The sequence below is a fragment of the Serratia sp. CY76391 genome, assembly GCF_052166695.1.
Taxonomy (GTDB): domain Bacteria; phylum Pseudomonadota; class Gammaproteobacteria; order Enterobacterales; family Enterobacteriaceae; genus Serratia; species Serratia nematodiphila.
Genome location: NZ_JBJNOJ010000015.1, coordinates 36,953 through 53,951, shown reverse-complemented (window position 1 = coordinate 53,951; position 16,999 = coordinate 36,953). Strand labels below are relative to the sequence as shown.

Genomic DNA, 16,999 nt, shown 5'->3' with positions numbered 1-16,999 from the left:
ACTCACATGTCAGAACAAAACAGCACCGAAATGGCTTTCCAGATCCAACGTATCTATACCAAGGATATCTCCTTCGAAGCGCCGAACGCGCCGCAGGTTTTCCAGCAGGAATGGCAGCCGGAAGTTAAACTTGATCTGGATACCGCGTCCAGCCAGCTGGCTGACGAAGTGTATGAAGTGGTACTGCGCGTAACCGTGACGGCGACCCTAGGCGAAGAGACGGCGTTCCTGTGCGAAGTGCAACAGGCGGGCATCTTCTCGGTAGCAGGCATCGAAGGCACGCAGCTGGCGCATTGCCTGGGTGCATACTGCCCGAACATCCTGTTCCCGTATGCGCGCGAGTGCATCACCAGCCTGGTTTCCCGCGGCACCTTCCCGCAGCTGAACCTGGCACCGGTCAACTTTGACGCGCTGTTCATGAACTATCTGCAGCAGCAGGCGGAAGGCGAAGGTGCCGCACCACATCAGGATGCCTGATGAACACCGTCAATGCTTCAATGACTGTTATCGGTGCCGGCTCGTACGGCACCGCATTGGCCATTACGCTGGCGCGTAACGGCCATTCCGTGGTGCTGTGGGGGCACAACCCCGCGCAAATTCAAACGTTGCAGCACGATCGCTGCAATCAGGCGTTTCTGCCCGACGTTCCCTTCCCCGATACCCTGCTGCTTGAAGCCGATTTGGCGCGTGCGCTGGCCGCCAGCCGCGACGTGCTGGTGGTGGTGCCGAGCCACGTGTTCGGCGACGTGCTGCGCCAGCTGAAGCCGCATCTGCGCCCGGATGCCCGCATCGTGTGGGCCACCAAGGGGTTGGAAGCGGAAACCGGCCGGTTGCTGCAGGACGTGGCGCGTGAGGCGTTGGGCGAGGCGATCCCGCTGGCGGTGCTCTCCGGGCCGACGTTCGCCAAAGAGCTGGCCGCCGGCCTGCCGACGGCGATCGCGCTGGCGGCGACCGATGCGCAGTTCGCCGACGATCTGCAACAGCTGCTGCACTGCGGCAAGAGTTTCCGCGTCTACAGCAATCCCGACTTCATCGGTGTGCAGCTTGGTGGCGCAGTGAAGAACGTGATCGCCATCGGCGCCGGCATGTCCGACGGCATCGGTTTCGGCGCCAATGCCCGTACCGCGTTGATTACGCGCGGGCTGGCGGAAATGAGCCGTCTCGGTTCTGCGCTGGGCGCAGATCCTTCGACGTTCATGGGCATGGCGGGGCTGGGGGATCTGGTGCTAACCTGCACGGACAACCAGTCGCGCAACCGTCGCTTCGGCATTATGCTGGGGCAGGGTAAAGGCGTGCAGGAAGCGCAGGACAGTATCGGTCAGGTGGTCGAGGGCTATCGCAATACCAAAGAGGTGTTGGCGTTGGCGCAGCGGCACGGTGTGGAAATGCCGATCACCGAACAGATTTATCAGGTGCTTTACTGCCACAAGGACGCCCGCGAAGCGGCGCTGAGCCTGCTGGGGCGAGCCCGAAAGGACGAAAAACCCAGCGCGTGACATAAAACGATATGTCGGGGCAGCGGAATGTTGACCCCGCAAATGACCTGGGCCGCTTCGCGCTACCGTGTGAAGCGGCCCGTTTGGCAAGGTAAAGGGGTATGTGATGTCGTCAGAAGAGTTGGAACAGGTCTGGAACAGCATTAAATCAGAAGCGCGAGCACTGGCTGATTGTGAACCGATGCTGGCCAGCTTTTTCCATGCGACGTTGCTCAAGCACGAGAACCTGGGCAGCGCGCTCAGCTATATGCTGGCCAACAAGCTGGCCACGCCGATCATGCCCGCCATCGCGGTGCGTGAGGTGGTGGAAGAGGCCTACAAGTCTGACAACCAGATGATCGTTTCGGCGGCGCGCGATATCCTCGCGGTGCGCCTGCGCGACCCGGCGGTCGATAAATACTCCACGCCGCTGCTTTACCTGAAGGGGTTCCATGCGCTGCAGGCTTACCGCATCGGTCACTGGCTGTGGCAGCAAGGGCGGCAGGCGCTGGCTATCTACCTGCAAAATCAAATTTCCGTCGCCTTCGGCGTGGACATCCATCCGGCGGCGACCATCGGTTGCGGCATCATGCTCGACCACGCCACCGGCATCGTGATCGGTGAAACGGCGGTGGTGGAGAACAACGTCTCTATCCTGCAGTCGGTTACCCTGGGCGGTACCGGTAAAACCAGCGGCGACCGTCACCCGAAAATCCGTGAAGGGGTGATGATTGGCGCAGGCGCCAAAATTCTCGGCAATATCGAAGTGGGCAAGGGCGCGAAGATCGGCGCGGGCTCGGTGGTCTTGCAGGCGATACCGCCACACACCACCGCCGCCGGCGTGCCGGCGCGCATCGTCGGGCGGCCGGAGAGCGATACGCCGTCGATGGATATGGACCAATACTTCAACGGCACCAACCACGGCTTCGAGTACGGCGACGGCATCTAAGCCGCACCTGCGGGTCCATTCAGGGGGAGCTTCGGCTCCCCCTGTGTTTTTCAGGCGGCGGTCAGCCCTGTTTCGGGAACGTGACGATGTCGTTGACCATGTCATCGATCGCCGCTTTAACTTCTTGTTCCGTGACTGGCGCGCTGTCGTTGTTGACGGTTTTGCCGTAACTCTTGCGGACCACTTCCAGCACCGTTTTACCGCTATCCTGATCGATCAACTGCGCTTCCAGGAACAGCGTGGTGTTTTGCGTCCGGTGGCCAGTGGCGGCCATGGTGCTGGCCACCACGGCCGCTACCGGCACCACTTCGTAGAATTTCATATCCTCATCTTCGGCAGACACGGCGGTAATCGCGACTTTGGCCAACAGCACGCGGGAACCTGTCGGGTTATTCAAAACGGTAGTGCGCTCGGCCACCGCTTTTCTCACGCTTTGGTCGGTATAGTTTCTAATTTTGTCCAGCGTTTGTTGGCTGACGCGGGCGGTGGGTTTAGCGGCCGGGTAATAAACCACGGGAGCGACATACACGCCGCGATAATTCGACTCTTTAAAGGTGGGATCGATCCAACGCAGCGTTTTATGGCCGCTTGGCGAGCTGGTTTCCTGCAGCTTGCTGTAGTCCGGCAGGAACCCCGAATATTGATTCGTTTGGGTGACTTTGGACGAGCAGCCCGCCAGCAACAGGCCCGTCGCCAGAACCGCCATGGCAACGCTCAAACGTTGTTTCTTCATATGGTTTCCTATGATGAGTGGTGATTACCCTTACAAAACATAGCGCATTATCTGCGCCTCATCGGGCTTTTTCGGGGCCGGGCGTGCCCTGCTGCGGCCTTTTTCAGGATCGTGATGCGCCGCCGGTTTTCGCCGCCAGTGCCGGTGATAAGGCGGCGAGCAAGGCGTCCGCGCTGACCAGCGCCTGGCGTTGCTCAGCCTGCCACCGGGGCAACAAGGGCCAGAGATCCGCCTGATGTTCTGCCTGCAGGCACCAGATCTCCCGATCGTGCCAGTCACCGAGGGCGTTCTGCGCCGCTTTCAGGCTCGCCATCGCGGCGGGAGAGAGGGGAAGGCGCTGCGGATAGGCTTCAGCCGCGTAACGCAGGCGTTTTATCAACAGCCGCAGGCGGTGGCGATCGTAGCCGGTATCGGCCAATGCCCGGCGCAATTGCCGCTGCTGGCGCTGCAGGCGTCTATTCAGGCGGTGTTTGGCGACGCGTTGCGCGCTGCGGCGAAAGCGGCGCGGCCAGGCGTGCAAAAGCGAAGGGAAGCTGATGAGCTGCGGGTTGGCGAGCAGTTGGTGGCAGTGGGCCTGAAATTCGCTCTGGCGCACGTTGGCCTGCCAATCGAGGCGATGTCGCGCCAGTTCGGCGATCAGCACCTCGAGATCGCGCAGCGGCGTCGTGAGCCTGCCCAATTCGGCGGCGGCCCGATCGAGCCGGGTTGCGCCGGGGCAGCCGCGTAACGGGCGCAGCAGGCTGCGAATGCGGCGCAGACAGACGCGCAAGTCGTGCAGCGCTTCGCTGTCTTGCGCCTGTTGCAGCCGCAACAGCGCCTCGTTCAGCGCCGGTTCGAGCCGGCGAAGCTGGGTGACAATCTCTGCGACGAAAGCCATATGCCGTGCCTGGAGAGGATGACTCTTCCAGTATGGCGCGACGTCGCGGATTACGCCTTGGTCAGCGCACCAGCATAGTCCAGCTGCCGCCAGGCTTCATACACCACCACCGATACGGCATTCGACAGGTTCATGCTGCGGCTTTGCGCCTGCATCGGGATGCGGATTTTTTGCTGCGTGGGCAGCGCATCGAGGATGTCGGCAGGCAACCCGCGCGTTTCCGGGCCGAACAGCAGGTAGTCGCCGGCCTGGTAGCTGACGGCGCTGTGCGCCGGCGTGCCCTTGGTGGTGAGGGCAAACAGCCGCTGCGGGTTTTCAGCGGCGAGAAAGGCGGCGTAATCGGCATGGCGGCTGACGCGGGTGAACTCATGATAGTCCAGCCCGGCGCGGCGCAGGCGTTTGTCGTCCCACGGGAAACCCAGCGGTTCGATCAGGTGCAGATTAAAGCCGGTATTGGCGCACAGGCGGATGATATTGCCGGTATTGGGTGGAATTTCGGGTTCAAATAAAACGATGTTCAGCATGTTGCAGGCCCCTCGTGAACGAGGGGCGCAGGATAGCAAACTCTTACTGTTCTGTCTTAGACGATAGGCGTTGATGATGCAGCGGCAGCCACAGCACCAGCCGCAGACCGCCAAGCGGGCTGTCTTCGGCCTTCACCCAGCCGCGATGCTGATTGACCGCCGCCTCGACGATAGCCAGGCCAAGGCCGGTGCCGCCGGACTCACGGTCGCGCGCCTCATCGGTGCGGTAGAACGGACGGAAGATTTGCTCGCGGTCTTCGGCGCTGACGCCGGGGCCGTCGTCGTCAACCTGGATAGTCACGCCCTGATTGTCGGCGCTGAACGCCACGGCGATGCGGGTGTGCGAATAACGCAGGGCGTTGCGCACGATGTTTTCCAACGCGCTGTCCAGCGCGCTCGCGTTGCCGAACAGCGTCCACGGACCGGGCGGCGCAGCGATCTCCAGCTGCTTGCCCATCTGTTCGGCTTCGAAACGGGCGTTATCCAGCACGTCGGCCCACAGTTCGTTGGCCTTCAACTGCTCGCGCGCCAGCTCACCCTTCTGCTGCCCGCGCGACAGCGCCAGCAGATCGTTGATCATCGAATCCAGCCGTTGCGCTTCGGTTTCGATGCGCGCCAGCTCGTGGCCTTCGCCGTGGCGGCGGCGCATCAGCGCGGTGGCCAGCTGCAGGCGAGTCAGCGGCGTGCGCAGCTCGTGCGAGATGTCCGAGATCAAGCGTTGCTGGGCGTTCATCATGCGTTCCAGCGCGCTGACCATCTGGTTGAAGCTGGCGCCGGTGGCCAGAAACTCCTGCGGGCCGGCCTCCAGTTCCGGATGCTGCTTCAGGTTGCCGCGCGCCACGTCATCGGCGGCGTTCTTCAGCTTGCGAGCCGGTTTCGCCAGGCTCCAGGCCAGCCACAGCAGCAGCGGGGCGCTGATCAACATGGTGACGATCAGCAGCAGCAGCGGCCGGTCGAACATCAGGTTGATGAAATCGGATTGCGGGCTGTTGGCGGGGCGGATCAGGTACAGCTGGTAGTTGTCTTCGCCGTCGCGCACCGCGAACGGCCCGACCAGTTCGACGCGGCCGTATTTTTTCTTCTTCGGATGATCCGAATTGTCGGATTGGCCGATGAAGTTGCGGACGATCTGCATTTCATTGCGCTGCGCGCCGATCACCCGGCCTTCGCTGGTGACCAGCAGCAGGCGTTGGCCCGGCGGCGCCCATTTGTCGATGGCGCGGAACAGGCGGCGCCACCACATCAGATCGTTGGCCGGATCGTTTTGCAACTCGGCCTCGACGTGCTGTTCCAGCATCAACCCCTGCCGCTGCTCGCTGTCGAGCAGCGAGGTCATTTGGCGGGAGTCGAGCTTGGGCACCATCAGCACCAGCATTAGCACCAGGGCTAACGTGAACCAGAAAATGGCGAAGATGCGTGCCGTCAAACTGTTGATCATGTTGCAGATACCATCAAATAACCACGCCCGCGCAGGGTTTTGAACCATGGATGTCCGTCTTTGCGATCCGGCAGCTTACGCCGCAGGTTGGAGATATGCATGTCGATGGCGCGATCGAATGGGGTCAGGCGTTTGCCCAGCACTTCCTGGCTCAGCAGTTCGCGCGACACCACTTGGCCGAGATGTTGTGCCAGCAGATACAGCAGGGTGAACTCGGTGCCGGTCAGATCCAGCACCTGGCCGTCGAAGCTGGCCTCCTGGCGGCCGGGGTTCAGCTGCAGGCCATCGACATCCAGCGTCGGGGCGCCGCTGTCGACCTGCTGCTGCTGTTCGCTCCAGTTGGAACGGCGCAGAATGGCGCGAATGCGCGCGACCAGCTCGCGATCGTTGAAGGGTTTCGGCAGGTAATCATCGGCGCCCAGCTCCAGGCCCAACACGCGGTCCAGTTCGCTGCCGCGTGCGGTCAGCATGATGACCGGCGTCTGGTGATGTTGGCGCAGTTCTTTCAGCGTATCGATGCCGTTTTTCTTCGGCATCATGATGTCGAGCAGCAGCAGATCGACGGAGCTGTCCAGCAGCGACAACGCCTGCTCGCCATCGTGCGCGACGACGATATTAAAACCTTCCATTTCAAGCAGTTCTTTTAACAGCGAGGTCAACTCGCGGTCGTCGTCAACTAACAGAATCTTGTTCATTATGATTTACCTCCAGACGCAAAATACGTCATCAACTGTTGCCATTCCATGACTTTACGTAGTTTTACATGCACTGACGCAGGTTTTCAGGTGTGGCGGTACACTGCTCCTCGTTGATTCGCAAAGTGAGAAAGCTTGAGGAGTTGAAATGCGTAAGGTGACCGCATTAGTTATGGCATCACTGCTGGCAATTGGTTCGACCGCTGCCTTCGCTGCCGACACTATACCGGACACAGCCCAACCTCCCGGCAACGACGCGATGACCCGAATACCCGGCCAGCACCATATGTTTGACGGTGTCAGCCTCAGCGAACAGCAGCGCCAGCAAATGCGCGATTTGATGCGACAGGCTCGGCACGATCTGCCTGGTGTCAATGTAGCTGAAATGGAAGCCATGCATAAACTGGTGACCGCAGAGAAATTTGACGAAGCCGCCGTGTATGCCCAGGCGGAAAAGATGGCCCAACAGCAGGTCAAGCGCCAGGTCGAAATGGCCCGGGTGCGCAACCAAATGTATAACCTGCTGACGCCAGAGCAAAAAAGTGTTTTAGACCAGAAACATCAGCAGCGCATGCAGCAGATGGAGCAACAAATTTCTGGTTTGCAGCAAGCTTCTGCCCAGAAGTGAAGTACGACTGAGTAGTACCCTGTTTTTCCTTGCCATAGACACCATCCCTGTCTTCCCCGCCATGATGGCGGGGTTTTTTTTATCCGACATTTCGCTATATTGAGCGCCATACCTTTTGACCGGGATCCCTCAATGGAACAGCGCTATGCACGCCTGGTAAAGTCCGCTGCGTTGGCCGCTACCGTGCTGGCGTCGTCGCTGTTGTTGATCAAAATCGTCGCCTGGTACCAGACCGGTTCTGTCAGCCTGCTGGCGGCGCTGGTGGATTCGCTGGTCGATATCGCGGCATCGCTGACCAACCTTCTGGTGGTGCGCTATTCGCTGCAGCCGGCCGATGCCGAGCACACCTTCGGCCACGGCAAAGCGGAGTCGCTGGCGGCGCTGGCGCAAAGCATGTTTATTTCCGGTTCCGCCCTGTTTCTGTTTCTCACCGGCTTCCAGCATCTGTATGCACCGCAAACGCTGTGCGATCCCGGCGTTGGGGTCGTCGTGACGGTGATCGCGTTAGTCAGCACCCTGATGCTGGTCACCTATCAACGCTGGGTGGTCAGAAAAACGCGCAGCCAGGCCGTGCGCGCAGATATGCTGCATTATCAGTCAGATGTCATGATGAATGGTGCTATTCTTATCGCTCTTGGGCTAAGCTGGTACGGCTTCCAGCGGGCGGATGCGCTGTTTGCGCTGGGCATCGGCGTTTACATTCTGTATAGCGCGCTGCGCATGGGCTACGAAGCGGTGCAGTCGCTGTTGGATCGGGCGTTGCCGGATGACGAGCGCCAGGCGATTATCGCCGTGGTTTCCTCCTGGCCCGGCGTGAAAGGCGCGCACGATCTGCGCACGCGGCAGTCGGGGCCGACGCGTTTCATCCAGCTGCATCTTGAGATGGACGACACGCTGCCGCTACGCGAGGCGCACCGGTTGGCCGATCAGGTGGAACAGGCGCTGCGGCAACGTTTTGCGGGGGCGGACGTCATCATTCACCTGGATCCGTGCTCCGTGGTGCCGCCGGGTAGGCAGGGGCATTGGGAGCTATAATCATATAGAGGCATAGCGCAAAGTATTATCATGAATATCTGAGTTAGCTCAGCGTGCCATGCGGTGTTTTAACCGTTATATTGCGTGACTTGAATCAATTCAGCTGGGTGTTTTTGATATAATATCCAGCAATAAGCCATAAAGCTGGTTTTCTGCAGCCGGAGAGGTTTCAAGACGATCGGCGGAGACAGAATTCTTAAGAAATTGCATCTACACAGTTCAGAGGTAGTCATGATCAAGAAAATCGGTGTACTGACGAGCGGCGGTGATTCGCCGGGTATGAACGCTGCAATCCGCGGCGTTGTGCGTTCTGCGCTTTCAGAAGGTCTGGAAGTTTTTGGTATTTACGATGGCTACCTTGGCTTGTACGAAGATCGCATGGAGCAGCTGGATCGCTATAGCGTGTCCGACATGATCAACCGTGGCGGCACCTTCCTTGGTTCGGCCCGCTTCCCGGAGTTCAGGGATGAAAACGTGCGCGCCAAGGCGATTGAAAACCTGAAGAATCGCGGCATCGACGCGCTGGTGGTGATCGGCGGCGACGGTTCCTACATGGGCGCCAAACGCCTGACGGAAGAAGGCTTCCCGTGCATCGGTCTGCCGGGCACCATCGATAACGATGTTGCCGGCACCGACTACACTATCGGTTACTTCACCGCGCTGGAAACCGTGGTGGAAGCGATCGACCGCCTGCGCGATACCTCCTCGTCGCACCAGCGTATCTCCATCGTGGAAGTGATGGGCCGTTACTGCGGCGATCTGACGCTGGCGGCGGCGATTGCCGGCGGCTGCGAATTTATCGTGCTGCCTGAAATCGAATTCAACCGCGAAGATCTGGTGTGCGAAATCAAGGCCGGTATCGCCAAAGGCAAAAAACACGCCATCGTGGCGATCACCGAGCACATCTGCGATATCGATGAGCTGGCGCGCCACATTGAGCAGGAAACCAAGCGTGAAACCCGCGCCACCGTGCTGGGCCACATTCAGCGCGGCGGTTCGCCGGTCGCCTATGACCGCATCCTGGCCTCGCGCATGGGCGCCTACGCCATCGAACTGCTGCTGCAGGGGTACGGCGGCCGCTGCGTCGGTATCCAGAACGAAAAAATGGTGCACCACGACATCATCGACGCGATCGAAAACATGAAGCGTCCGTTCAAGGGCGACTGGCTGGAAACGGCGAAAAAGCTGTACTGATACGCCACTCACCGCACGACAAAAAAGCCTCCGCTTCCGGGGGCTTTTTTATGCTCGCCGGTGACATATTCCAGAATCATCTATCCCAAAATTTTTTATTCTTTAGTTGCCGGGAAAGTTTCTGGCAGGCTCTGATGCTAAATCAACCGATTGAGGTTGCGCTTAATTTTCTGGGAGAGCCTGTCGATGCGTAAATGGGGTGTAGGTCTGACATTGGTGCTGTTGGCGTCCGGCGCCATGGCGAAGGATATTCAGTTGCTGAACGTGTCATACGATCCGACGCGTGAGTTCTATCAGGCTTACAACACGGCATTCAGCAAGCACTACCAGGCGGAAACCGGCGACAAGGTGACGGTGCGCCAGTCGCACGGCGGCTCCGGCAAGCAGGCGACGTCGGTGATCAACGGCATCGAGGCCGACGTGGTGACGCTGGCGTTAGCTTATGACGTCGACGCCATCGCCGAACGCGGGCGCATCGAGAAAGATTGGATCAAACGCCTGCCGGACAATTCGGCACCTTACACCTCGACCATCGTCTTCCTGGTGCGCAAAGGCAACCCGAAACAGATTCATGACTGGCCTGATTTGATCAAGCCGGGCGTGTCGGTGATCACCCCAAACCCGAAAACTTCCGGCGGCGCCCGCTGGAACTACCTGGCCGCCTGGGGCTACGCGTTGCATCACAATAACAACGATAAGGCCAAGGCGCAGGACTTCGTCAAAAACCTGTACAAGAACGTCGAGGTGCTGGATTCCGGCGCGCGCGGCTCGACCAACACCTTCGTTGAGCGCGGCATCGGCGACGTGCTGATCGCCTGGGAAAACGAAGCGCTGCTGGCGGAGAAAGAGCTGGGCAAAGACAAGTTCGAGATTATCACCCCGAGCGAATCGATCCTGGCCGAACCGACGGTGTCGGTGGTGGATAAGGTGGTCGACAAACGCGGTACCCGCGAGGTGGCGACCGCCTACCTGAAATATCTGTATTCGCCGGAAGGGCAGACTATCGCGGCACAGCACTATTACCGCCCGCGCGATGCGGCGGTGGCGGCCAAGTTCGCCGGGCAGTTCCCGCAGTTGAAGCTGTTCACCGTGGATGACACCTTCGGCGGCTGGACCGAAGCGCAGAAGGTGCACTTCGCCACCGGCGGCGTATTCGACGAAATCAGCAAACGCTGATGCCGTTTCAACGGCAATAAAAAACCCCGGCAAGCCGGGGTTTTTTTATGGCAAGCCTAAGGCAATCAGGCTTTTTTCGCTGCGGCAGCGGCTTTGACGATCACGGCGAAAGCGTCGGCTTTCAGCGAGGCGCCGCCAACCAGCGCGCCATCGATGTCCGGCTGGGAGAACAGCTCTGCGGCGTTCTTGTCGTTCACCGAACCGCCGTACTGGATGATGATTTCAGCGGCAACCGCGGCATCGTGCTTGGCGATGTGATCGCGGATAAATTTGTGCACGGCCTGCGCCTGCGCAGGGGTGGCGGATTTGCCGGTACCGATGGCCCAGACCGGCTCATAGGCGATCACGGTGCCTTTCATCGCCGGTGCGCCCAGCGTTTTCAGCACGGCGTCGATCTGGCGCGCGCATACTTCTTCGGTTTTGCCCGCGGCGTTTTCCGCTTCGGTTTCACCGATGCACAGCACCGGGATCAGGCCGGCTTCTTTCAGCACGGCGAATTTCTCGGCGATCACTTCGTCGCTTTCTTTGTGGTAGGTGCGACGCTCGGAGTGGCCGATGATGATGTACTGAGCGCCGACGTCTTTCAGCATGTTGGCGGAAACTTCACCGGTGAAGGCGCCGGACAGGTTAACGTCCACGTTCTGCGCGCCCAGCGCGATGCGGCTGCCGGCCAGCGCGTGCTTGGCCTGATCCAGATACATCACCGGCGGGGCGATGGCGACGCCACAGCCGTCAACGCTGCTCAGCTCATTGCGCAGACCGGCGATCAGTTCGTTGACCATGTGAGTGCTGCCGTTAAGCTTCCAGTTACCCATAACTAATGGATGACGCATGTTTTTTCCTCCAACTAGGGAACGCGAGAGTCGAAATGACAACTGCCGGACCGGCAGTTTACCTGCCCAACAGTATAGAGATCATTAAGCGCGAAGGCTTTGCTTTTCGTCATTAAATACCGCGCCGTTACGGCTCGGAAAGCGCCAGCTTAATCGGTTCAACCGCGAAGGTTACGCCTTTATCGCCGTTATCCGAGACGACATAGCGAATGGCGCCGACCTGCTGTTGGTAAAAGCGCGATCCTTTGCCTTTTTCCAGCAGGCTGTTCACCTTGTTCTGGCTCTGTTCCACCGTCAATGCCGGTTCGAACTGGCGCATCAGCGCCGCCATGTAGTTGATGGCGATGGCGCGCGCGGCTTTTTCTTCATTGGCCTGCTGCAGCGGCAGATGCGTGATCTGCAACGTTTTGATTTTGCCGGTGCCTTTCTCCAGCGCGGTTGAGGCATACAGGTTTTCGTTGAGTTTGCTGGCGGCGCGCGTCAGCAGCGGCGAATCGTCTTCGGTGGCCGGAATGGCGCGGAATTCGCCAATCGGCAGCTTCGGGTTGTCGCGATTGTATTTTTCGCGGAATTTGACCACCGTCAGATCGAAGGTCGGCGCCCCGGCCAGCAGGTAAGGTGCGGTCGGTTTCGCTTCGGCGGCGGGCGGTTCGGCCCAGGCGCTGGCGGCGGCCTGCAGCAGGCAGGCGATGGCGAGGGTTTTTCTCAGCATGGCGTATGGCATCAAGGACAAAGATGGCTCCGATTAAAGCGATAACTCGCGGGCCTTGTCAAAGATCCCACGCCATTATCGGTTCGCTGACGAGAAAGCTGTGCGGCGCGCCGCGTTATGCAAGGCGGAAAACTCGGCCCGGCAGCGCCTATGTTACACTGCGGCGCAGAATATGGGCAGGCTTAGAGCGCAGGAATCGATGACGTTACAACAGTGGTGTTTTTCTTTTAAGGGCCGCATCGGGCGGCGCGACTTCTGGATTTGGATGGGGCTGTGGTTGGCACTGATGGCGGCGGCGTTTACGCTGGCCAATTATCAATTGATCGCCATCCAATCCATCGCCTTCTTTATCGTGGCGCTGCTGTGGCCGACGGCGGCGGTGCTGGTCAAACGTCTGCACGATCGCAACAAGGCCGGCTGGTGGGCGTTGCTGCTGATCCTGGCGTGGATGCTGGCGGCGGGCAACTGGCAAATGCTGGCGCCGATCTGGCAATGGGGCGTCGGGCGTTTCATCCCGACGCTGATTATCGTGATGATGACTATCGATCTGGGCGCCTTCGTCGGCACGCCGGGAGACAATCGGTTCGGCCCGGAAGCCGAACCGGTGAAGTTCCGCTGATCCTCGGGTTACCAGTAGTGCTCGCTGGTGATGTGGCCCGGTTTGCGGCGCAGGTGCTTGCGCATTTGGCGGTGGTCTTTCAGCGTTTGCTGGGTGTCCCGCACCATCTGCGGGTTGCCGCACAGCATCACGTGGCTGGTTTCGGCGTCGATGGTCAAGCCGATCGCCGCTTCCAGCCGGCCGTCCTCGATCAGCGCCGGCACTCGGCCGGTCAGTGAACCGGGCGTTTCTTCACGGCTGACGACGGTCTGGATGCGCAGCTTGCCGTTGTAGCGTTGCTGCAGTTGCTGCATCAGCGGCAGGTAGCTCAGGTCGCGCGCAAAACGCGCGGCGTGCACCAGCACCAGGTTGTTAAAGCGTTCCAGGCCGACGCCTTGCTGCAGAATCGATAAATAGGGGCCGATGGCGGTGCCGGTCGCCAGCATCCACAGCGTGTCGCAGTCGGGCACCTCGTCCAGCACGAAGAAGCCGGCGGCTTCTTTGGTTACCATCACGTCCGACCCTGGCCGCAGCTGATTGAGGCGCGGGCTCAGTTTGCCTTCCGGCACCGTTACCAGATAGAACTCCAGGTTGGCGTCATCGGGGGCATTGACGTAGGAGTAGGCGCGTTGCACTCGTTCGCCGTCGATCTCCAGCGCCAGTTTGGCGAATTGCCCGGCGGTGAAAGGATCGATGGGGGCATTGACCACCAGGCTGAACAGCCCGTCGGTCCATTGTTTTACCTGCGTAACCTTGCCGTTTACCCATTCAGCCATACTCTAAAGCTCCCGTGGTCGAATCAAATAAGCACAATGTCGTGAGCCGGAAATGGCGTGCGTGGTGCGCTCTATCCGGTAGTCGTTGCCGAACAGGCGGTGAAACAGCTGCAGCTCGGAATTGCACAGGCTGCTGCAGTTGGAACCGGCCACGCCGATCGGACAGTGGTTTTCCACCAACAGCGCACCGTGCGGATGATCGAGCAATTCGGCCATGTAACCGTCATGTTGCCGCAGACGCACCAATCGGGCTAACCGCTCTTGGTGGCTGCGCTCGGCAGACAGCTCTTCGGCATAACGCAGATAAAGCTGCTCTTCGCGCGCGTTCAGCAACGGTTCCACGCCGGCGCCGCCAAACAGCCGCAGCGCGGATGCCCGCAGCCGTTCCTGATCGGCGGCCGCAAAAGCGTGCCCTCGCTCTGTCAGCGACCAGTAGCGCGTCGGGCGGCCGACCTTGCTGCGCGCTTCTTCGTAACAAACCAACTCACGTTTTTCCAGGGATTGCAGATGTTGTCGGATGCCCATCGGCGTGATGTCCAGACACTCCGCCAGCATTTTGGCCGAGTGCGGGCCGAGAGCCTTTAACTGCAATAAAATCAGCTCAGGTGTTTTCATGAACCAAATCCCTATGGTGTTATTTTATTTCAAGTTGATGAAAATAATTATCGATTAAATGCTAAAGCGCGGCTACTGCAAGGGCGCTATTTTTAACGCCAAAGCGTTAGACGTACAGTTTAATTTACGAGCCTGGTCGGGTTTGCTGCCAGTGTGACCTGGATCAATATCTGCCTGAAACTCGCTAAAAAAATCAGATTTGATTAGTTTATGCCGCCATAGAGGGCTGCTCGCCGTTCTGGCTGCTGCAACGGCCATACCGGGACGCTGTGACGAGTTGAAACGTTAACGAAGATAATGAGAAAACTAGAGAATTTTCACCTGCTGGTGATGCTTATCCTGTTGGTCGCCGTCGGCCAGATGGCGCAAACCATTTATGTTCCCGTTATTGCTGATATCGCCCACGATCTGTCGGTTCGCACCGGCGCCGTGCAACGGGTGATGGCGGCGTATCTGCTGACCTACGGTTTCTCCCAGCTGATTTACGGGCCGATATCGGATCGGATCGGGCGCCGCCCGGTGATCCTGACCGGCATGATGATCTTCCTGGCCGGTGCGCTGGGCGCGCTGCTGTCTACCAACCTGACGATGCTGGTTGCCGCCAGCGCGATTCAGGGCATGGGCACCGGCGTGGCGGGCGTGATGGCGCGCACCATGCCGCGCGATCTGTATGCCGGCACCGCCCTGCGCTACGCCAACAGCCTGTTGAACATGGGGATTTTGGTCAGCCCGCTGCTGGCGCCGGTGATCGGCGGCGCATTGGCGATGGTGTTCGGCTGGCGCGCCTGCTACGCCTTCCTGCTGGCGCTGTGCGCCTGCGTCGCCTTCGCCATGTTCCGCTGGCTGCCGGAAACCCGCCCGGTGCAAACGGAAAAACGTCGCATGCTGGCCAGTTTCCGCCAGCTGCTGGGTGACAGCACCTTCAGCTGCTATCTGGTGATGCTGATCGGCGCGCTGGCGGGGATTGCGGTATTCGAGGCCAGCTGCGGTGTGTTGATGGGCGGCGTGTTGGGGCTGAGTGGGCTGACCGTCAGCATCCTGTTCATTCTGCCGATCCCGGCGGCGTTTTTCGGCGCCTGGTACGCCGGGCGCGACGGCAAGACCTTCCACACGCTGATGTGGCATTCGGTGATTAGCTGCCTGCTGGCGGGGGCGATGATGTGGATCCCGGGCTGGTTCGGCGTGATGAACATCTGGACGCTGATCGTGCCGGCCGCGCTGTTCTTCTTCGGCGCCGGCATGCTGTTCCCGCTGGCGACCACCGGGGCGATGGAGCCGTTCCCTTACCTGGCAGGCGCGGCGGGCGCACTGGTGGGCGGGATGCAGAACATGGGGTCCGGTCTGGCGACCTGGCTGTCCGCCATGCTGCCGCAAACCGGGCAGTTCAGCCTCGGCTTGCTGATGTTCGCGATGGCGCTGCTGATCCTGCTGTGCTGGTGGCCGCTGTCCAATCGTATGCAGCATCAGGGGCATACCGCATAACGACAGGGCGCCATTCGGCGCCCTCATACCGTTGACAAAGGGGAGAAAAAGCGGGGTTTTTCTCCCCTTTGTGGTTATCAGCCGAAAATCAATAAATTGATTTTCCTTGTTTTTTATTCGCTGTTCTCTGCCAACACGGCAAGGGCATGAGGTTTGTCATCAATCATCAGGGCGCCATTCGGCGCCCTGTTTCGTTACAGCAGAAACTCGTGCAGCGCCGGGTCTTTGCGATCCAGATAGTGGGTCGAACGAATACGGCGGATGGTGCGCGACTTGCCGCGGATCAGCAACGTTTCGGTGGTGGCCATGTTGCCCTGGCGGCTGATGCCTTCCAGCAAATCGCCCTTGGTGATGCCGGTGGCGGAGAAGATCACGTTGTCGTTGCGCGCCATCTGATCCAGACGCAGCGCCTGACCGGCTTCGATACCCATCTCCCGGCAGCGGGCCAACTCCTGTTCGCCGATGCGGCGGTTTTCGGCGCTGTCGCCTTTCACCTCATGACGCGGCAGCAAACGCGCCTGCATGTCACCGTCCAGCGCGCGGATCACCGCGGCTGAGATCACCCCTTCCGGCGCGCCGCCGATGCCGTACATCACATCGACCTCGCTTTCCGGCATGCAGGTGAGAATGGAGGCCGCTACGTCGCCGTCAGGAATGGCAAATACTCGCACGCCCAACTGCTGCATCTGAGCGATGACGCCGTCGTGGCGCGGTTTGGCCAATACGATCACCGTCAGCTGCGACAGCGGTTTGCCCAGTCGTTCGGCGACGTTCTGCAGGTTCTCTGCCAATGGCCGGTTGAGATCGATGGCGCCGCGCGCCGCCGGGCCGACCACCAGCTTCTCCATGTACATGTCCGGCGCATGCAGGAAGGTGCCGCGATCGCCCACCGCCAATACCGCCAGCGCATTGGACTGGCCCATGGCGGTCATGCGGGTGCCTTCGATCGGATCGACCGCGATGTCGACTGCGTCGCCCTGGCCGGTACCGACCTGCTCGCCGATATACAACATCGGCGCTTCGTCGATCTCGCCTTCGCCGATCACGATGCGCCCATCGATATCCACTTTGTTGAGCATGATGCGCATGGCGTGGACCGCCGCGCCGTCGGCGGCGTTCTTGTCGCCGCGCCCCAGCCATTTGTAGCCCGCCAGCGCGGCGGCTTCGGTAACGCGGGAGAATTCGATGGCTAATTCACGTTTCATGGCAAACCTGTCTGTAAGAAAGGGAGGAAAATATCGACAAAGTCTATCACAGCG

Annotated in this window: 19 protein-coding genes; 9 read left to right on the top strand and 10 right to left on the bottom strand. The window is 60.0% G+C overall.

The annotated features are described in order from the left end of the window. Positions 1-6 precede the first annotated feature (6 nt). From secB to cysE, 3 genes are all read left to right on the top strand, one after another. Entirely contained in the window at positions 7-477 is a 471-nt protein-coding gene (gene secB / locus ACJ8PN_RS23145) for a protein-export chaperone SecB (protein WP_004931139.1), read from the top strand. After that, positions 477-1,496 (top strand): NAD(P)H-dependent glycerol-3-phosphate dehydrogenase, encoded by a 1,020-nt coding sequence (gene gpsA, locus ACJ8PN_RS23140; protein WP_075684470.1) that lies wholly within the window; start codon positions 477-479, stop codon positions 1,494-1,496. The genes secB and gpsA overlap by 1 nt, the downstream gene beginning before the upstream one ends. Positions 1,497-1,602: 106 nt before the next feature. Continuing rightward, on the top strand, positions 1,603-2,424 hold the full coding sequence (cysE, locus tag ACJ8PN_RS23135; RefSeq protein WP_004931135.1) for a serine O-acetyltransferase: 822 nt from the start codon (positions 1,603-1,605) through the stop codon (positions 2,422-2,424). A 61-nt stretch (positions 2,425-2,485) separates the two neighbouring features. On the opposite strand, the gene ACJ8PN_RS23130 is transcribed toward cysE, so the two are convergent. The 5 genes from ACJ8PN_RS23130 to cpxR all read right to left on the bottom strand — a co-directional run bounded on the left by ACJ8PN_RS23130 (position 2,486) and on the right by cpxR (position 6,691). After that, complete coding sequence (locus ACJ8PN_RS23130; protein ID WP_171454975.1) at positions 2,486-3,157, bottom strand: DUF3313 domain-containing protein; 672 nt, start codon at positions 3,155-3,157, stop codon at positions 2,486-2,488. 103 nt (positions 3,158-3,260) lie between these two features. Next, a complete protein-coding gene (locus tag ACJ8PN_RS23125) occupies positions 3,261-4,034 on the bottom strand; it encodes a CHAD domain-containing protein (protein ID WP_171454974.1) in 774 nt (257 codons plus the stop codon). A 50-nt stretch (positions 4,035-4,084) separates the two neighbouring features. Then, a complete protein-coding gene (trmL, locus tag ACJ8PN_RS23120) occupies positions 4,085-4,558 on the bottom strand; it encodes a tRNA (uridine(34)/cytosine(34)/5-carboxymethylaminomethyluridine(34)-2'-O)-methyltransferase TrmL (protein ID WP_442535245.1) in 474 nt (157 codons plus the stop codon). Between the two features lie 43 nt (positions 4,559-4,601). Beyond that, complete coding sequence (gene cpxA, locus ACJ8PN_RS23115) at positions 4,602-5,996, bottom strand: envelope stress sensor histidine kinase CpxA (RefSeq protein WP_015379421.1); 1,395 nt, start codon at positions 5,994-5,996, stop codon at positions 4,602-4,604. Continuing rightward, a complete protein-coding gene (gene cpxR, locus ACJ8PN_RS23110) occupies positions 5,993-6,691 on the bottom strand; it encodes an envelope stress response regulator transcription factor CpxR (RefSeq protein WP_004931124.1) in 699 nt (232 codons plus the stop codon). The genes cpxA and cpxR overlap by 4 nt, the downstream gene beginning before the upstream one ends. 148 nt (positions 6,692-6,839) lie before the next feature. Between cpxR and cpxP the strand changes: the two genes are divergently transcribed. The 4 genes from cpxP to ACJ8PN_RS23090 all read left to right on the top strand — a co-directional run bounded on the left by cpxP (position 6,840) and on the right by ACJ8PN_RS23090 (position 10,724). Further along, positions 6,840-7,319 (top strand): cell-envelope stress modulator CpxP, encoded by a 480-nt coding sequence (gene cpxP, locus ACJ8PN_RS23105; protein ID WP_004931122.1) that lies wholly within the window; start codon positions 6,840-6,842, stop codon positions 7,317-7,319. A 132-nt stretch (positions 7,320-7,451) separates the two neighbouring features. Next, a complete protein-coding gene (gene fieF, locus ACJ8PN_RS23100) occupies positions 7,452-8,354 on the top strand; it encodes a CDF family cation-efflux transporter FieF (RefSeq protein WP_442535244.1) in 903 nt (300 codons plus the stop codon). A gap of 231 nt (positions 8,355-8,585) precedes the next feature. Continuing rightward, positions 8,586-9,548 (top strand): 6-phosphofructokinase, encoded by a 963-nt coding sequence (gene pfkA, locus ACJ8PN_RS23095; RefSeq protein WP_004931116.1) that lies wholly within the window; start codon positions 8,586-8,588, stop codon positions 9,546-9,548. 186 nt (positions 9,549-9,734) lie between these two features. Beyond that, entirely contained in the window at positions 9,735-10,724 is a 990-nt protein-coding gene (locus ACJ8PN_RS23090; RefSeq protein ID WP_015379419.1) for a sulfate ABC transporter substrate-binding protein, read from the top strand. Positions 10,725-10,789: 65 nt separating this feature from the next. Here ACJ8PN_RS23090 and tpiA read toward each other — a convergent pair whose 3' ends face one another. Beyond that, on the bottom strand, positions 10,790-11,557 hold the full coding sequence (gene tpiA / locus ACJ8PN_RS23085) for a triose-phosphate isomerase (protein WP_004931113.1): 768 nt from the start codon (positions 11,555-11,557) through the stop codon (positions 10,790-10,792). A gap of 127 nt (positions 11,558-11,684) precedes the next feature. After that, positions 11,685-12,269: a DUF1454 family protein gene (locus tag ACJ8PN_RS23080; RefSeq protein ID WP_048326688.1), complete on the bottom strand. Its 585-nt coding sequence runs from the start codon at positions 12,267-12,269 to the stop codon at positions 11,685-11,687. Positions 12,270-12,468: 199 nt separating this feature from the next. On the opposite strand from ACJ8PN_RS23080, the gene ACJ8PN_RS23075 reads away from it, so the two are divergent. Continuing rightward, a complete protein-coding gene (locus tag ACJ8PN_RS23075) occupies positions 12,469-12,888 on the top strand; it encodes a DUF805 domain-containing protein (protein ID WP_049240821.1) in 420 nt (139 codons plus the stop codon). Positions 12,889-12,896: 8 nt separating this feature from the next. Here ACJ8PN_RS23075 and fpr read toward each other — a convergent pair whose 3' ends face one another. Continuing rightward, positions 12,897-13,643, bottom strand: a complete 747-nt coding sequence (fpr, locus tag ACJ8PN_RS23070; RefSeq protein WP_004931107.1) for a ferredoxin--NADP(+) reductase — start codon at positions 13,641-13,643, stop codon at positions 12,897-12,899. Positions 13,644-13,646: 3 nt separating this feature from the next. Further along, positions 13,647-14,258: a helix-turn-helix transcriptional regulator gene (locus ACJ8PN_RS23065; RefSeq protein WP_171454943.1), complete on the bottom strand. Its 612-nt coding sequence runs from the start codon at positions 14,256-14,258 to the stop codon at positions 13,647-13,649. A 297-nt stretch (positions 14,259-14,555) separates the two neighbouring features. Between ACJ8PN_RS23065 and emrD the strand changes: the two genes are divergently transcribed. Continuing rightward, entirely contained in the window at positions 14,556-15,740 is a 1,185-nt protein-coding gene (gene emrD / locus ACJ8PN_RS23060; RefSeq protein WP_442535243.1) for a multidrug efflux MFS transporter EmrD, read from the top strand. Between the two features lie 194 nt (positions 15,741-15,934). Here the strand turns inward: emrD and glpX are convergent, their stop codons facing one another. Beyond that, positions 15,935-16,945 (bottom strand): class II fructose-bisphosphatase, encoded by a 1,011-nt coding sequence (gene glpX, locus ACJ8PN_RS23055; RefSeq protein ID WP_016929713.1) that lies wholly within the window; start codon positions 16,943-16,945, stop codon positions 15,935-15,937. Positions 16,946-16,999 lie beyond the last annotated feature (54 nt).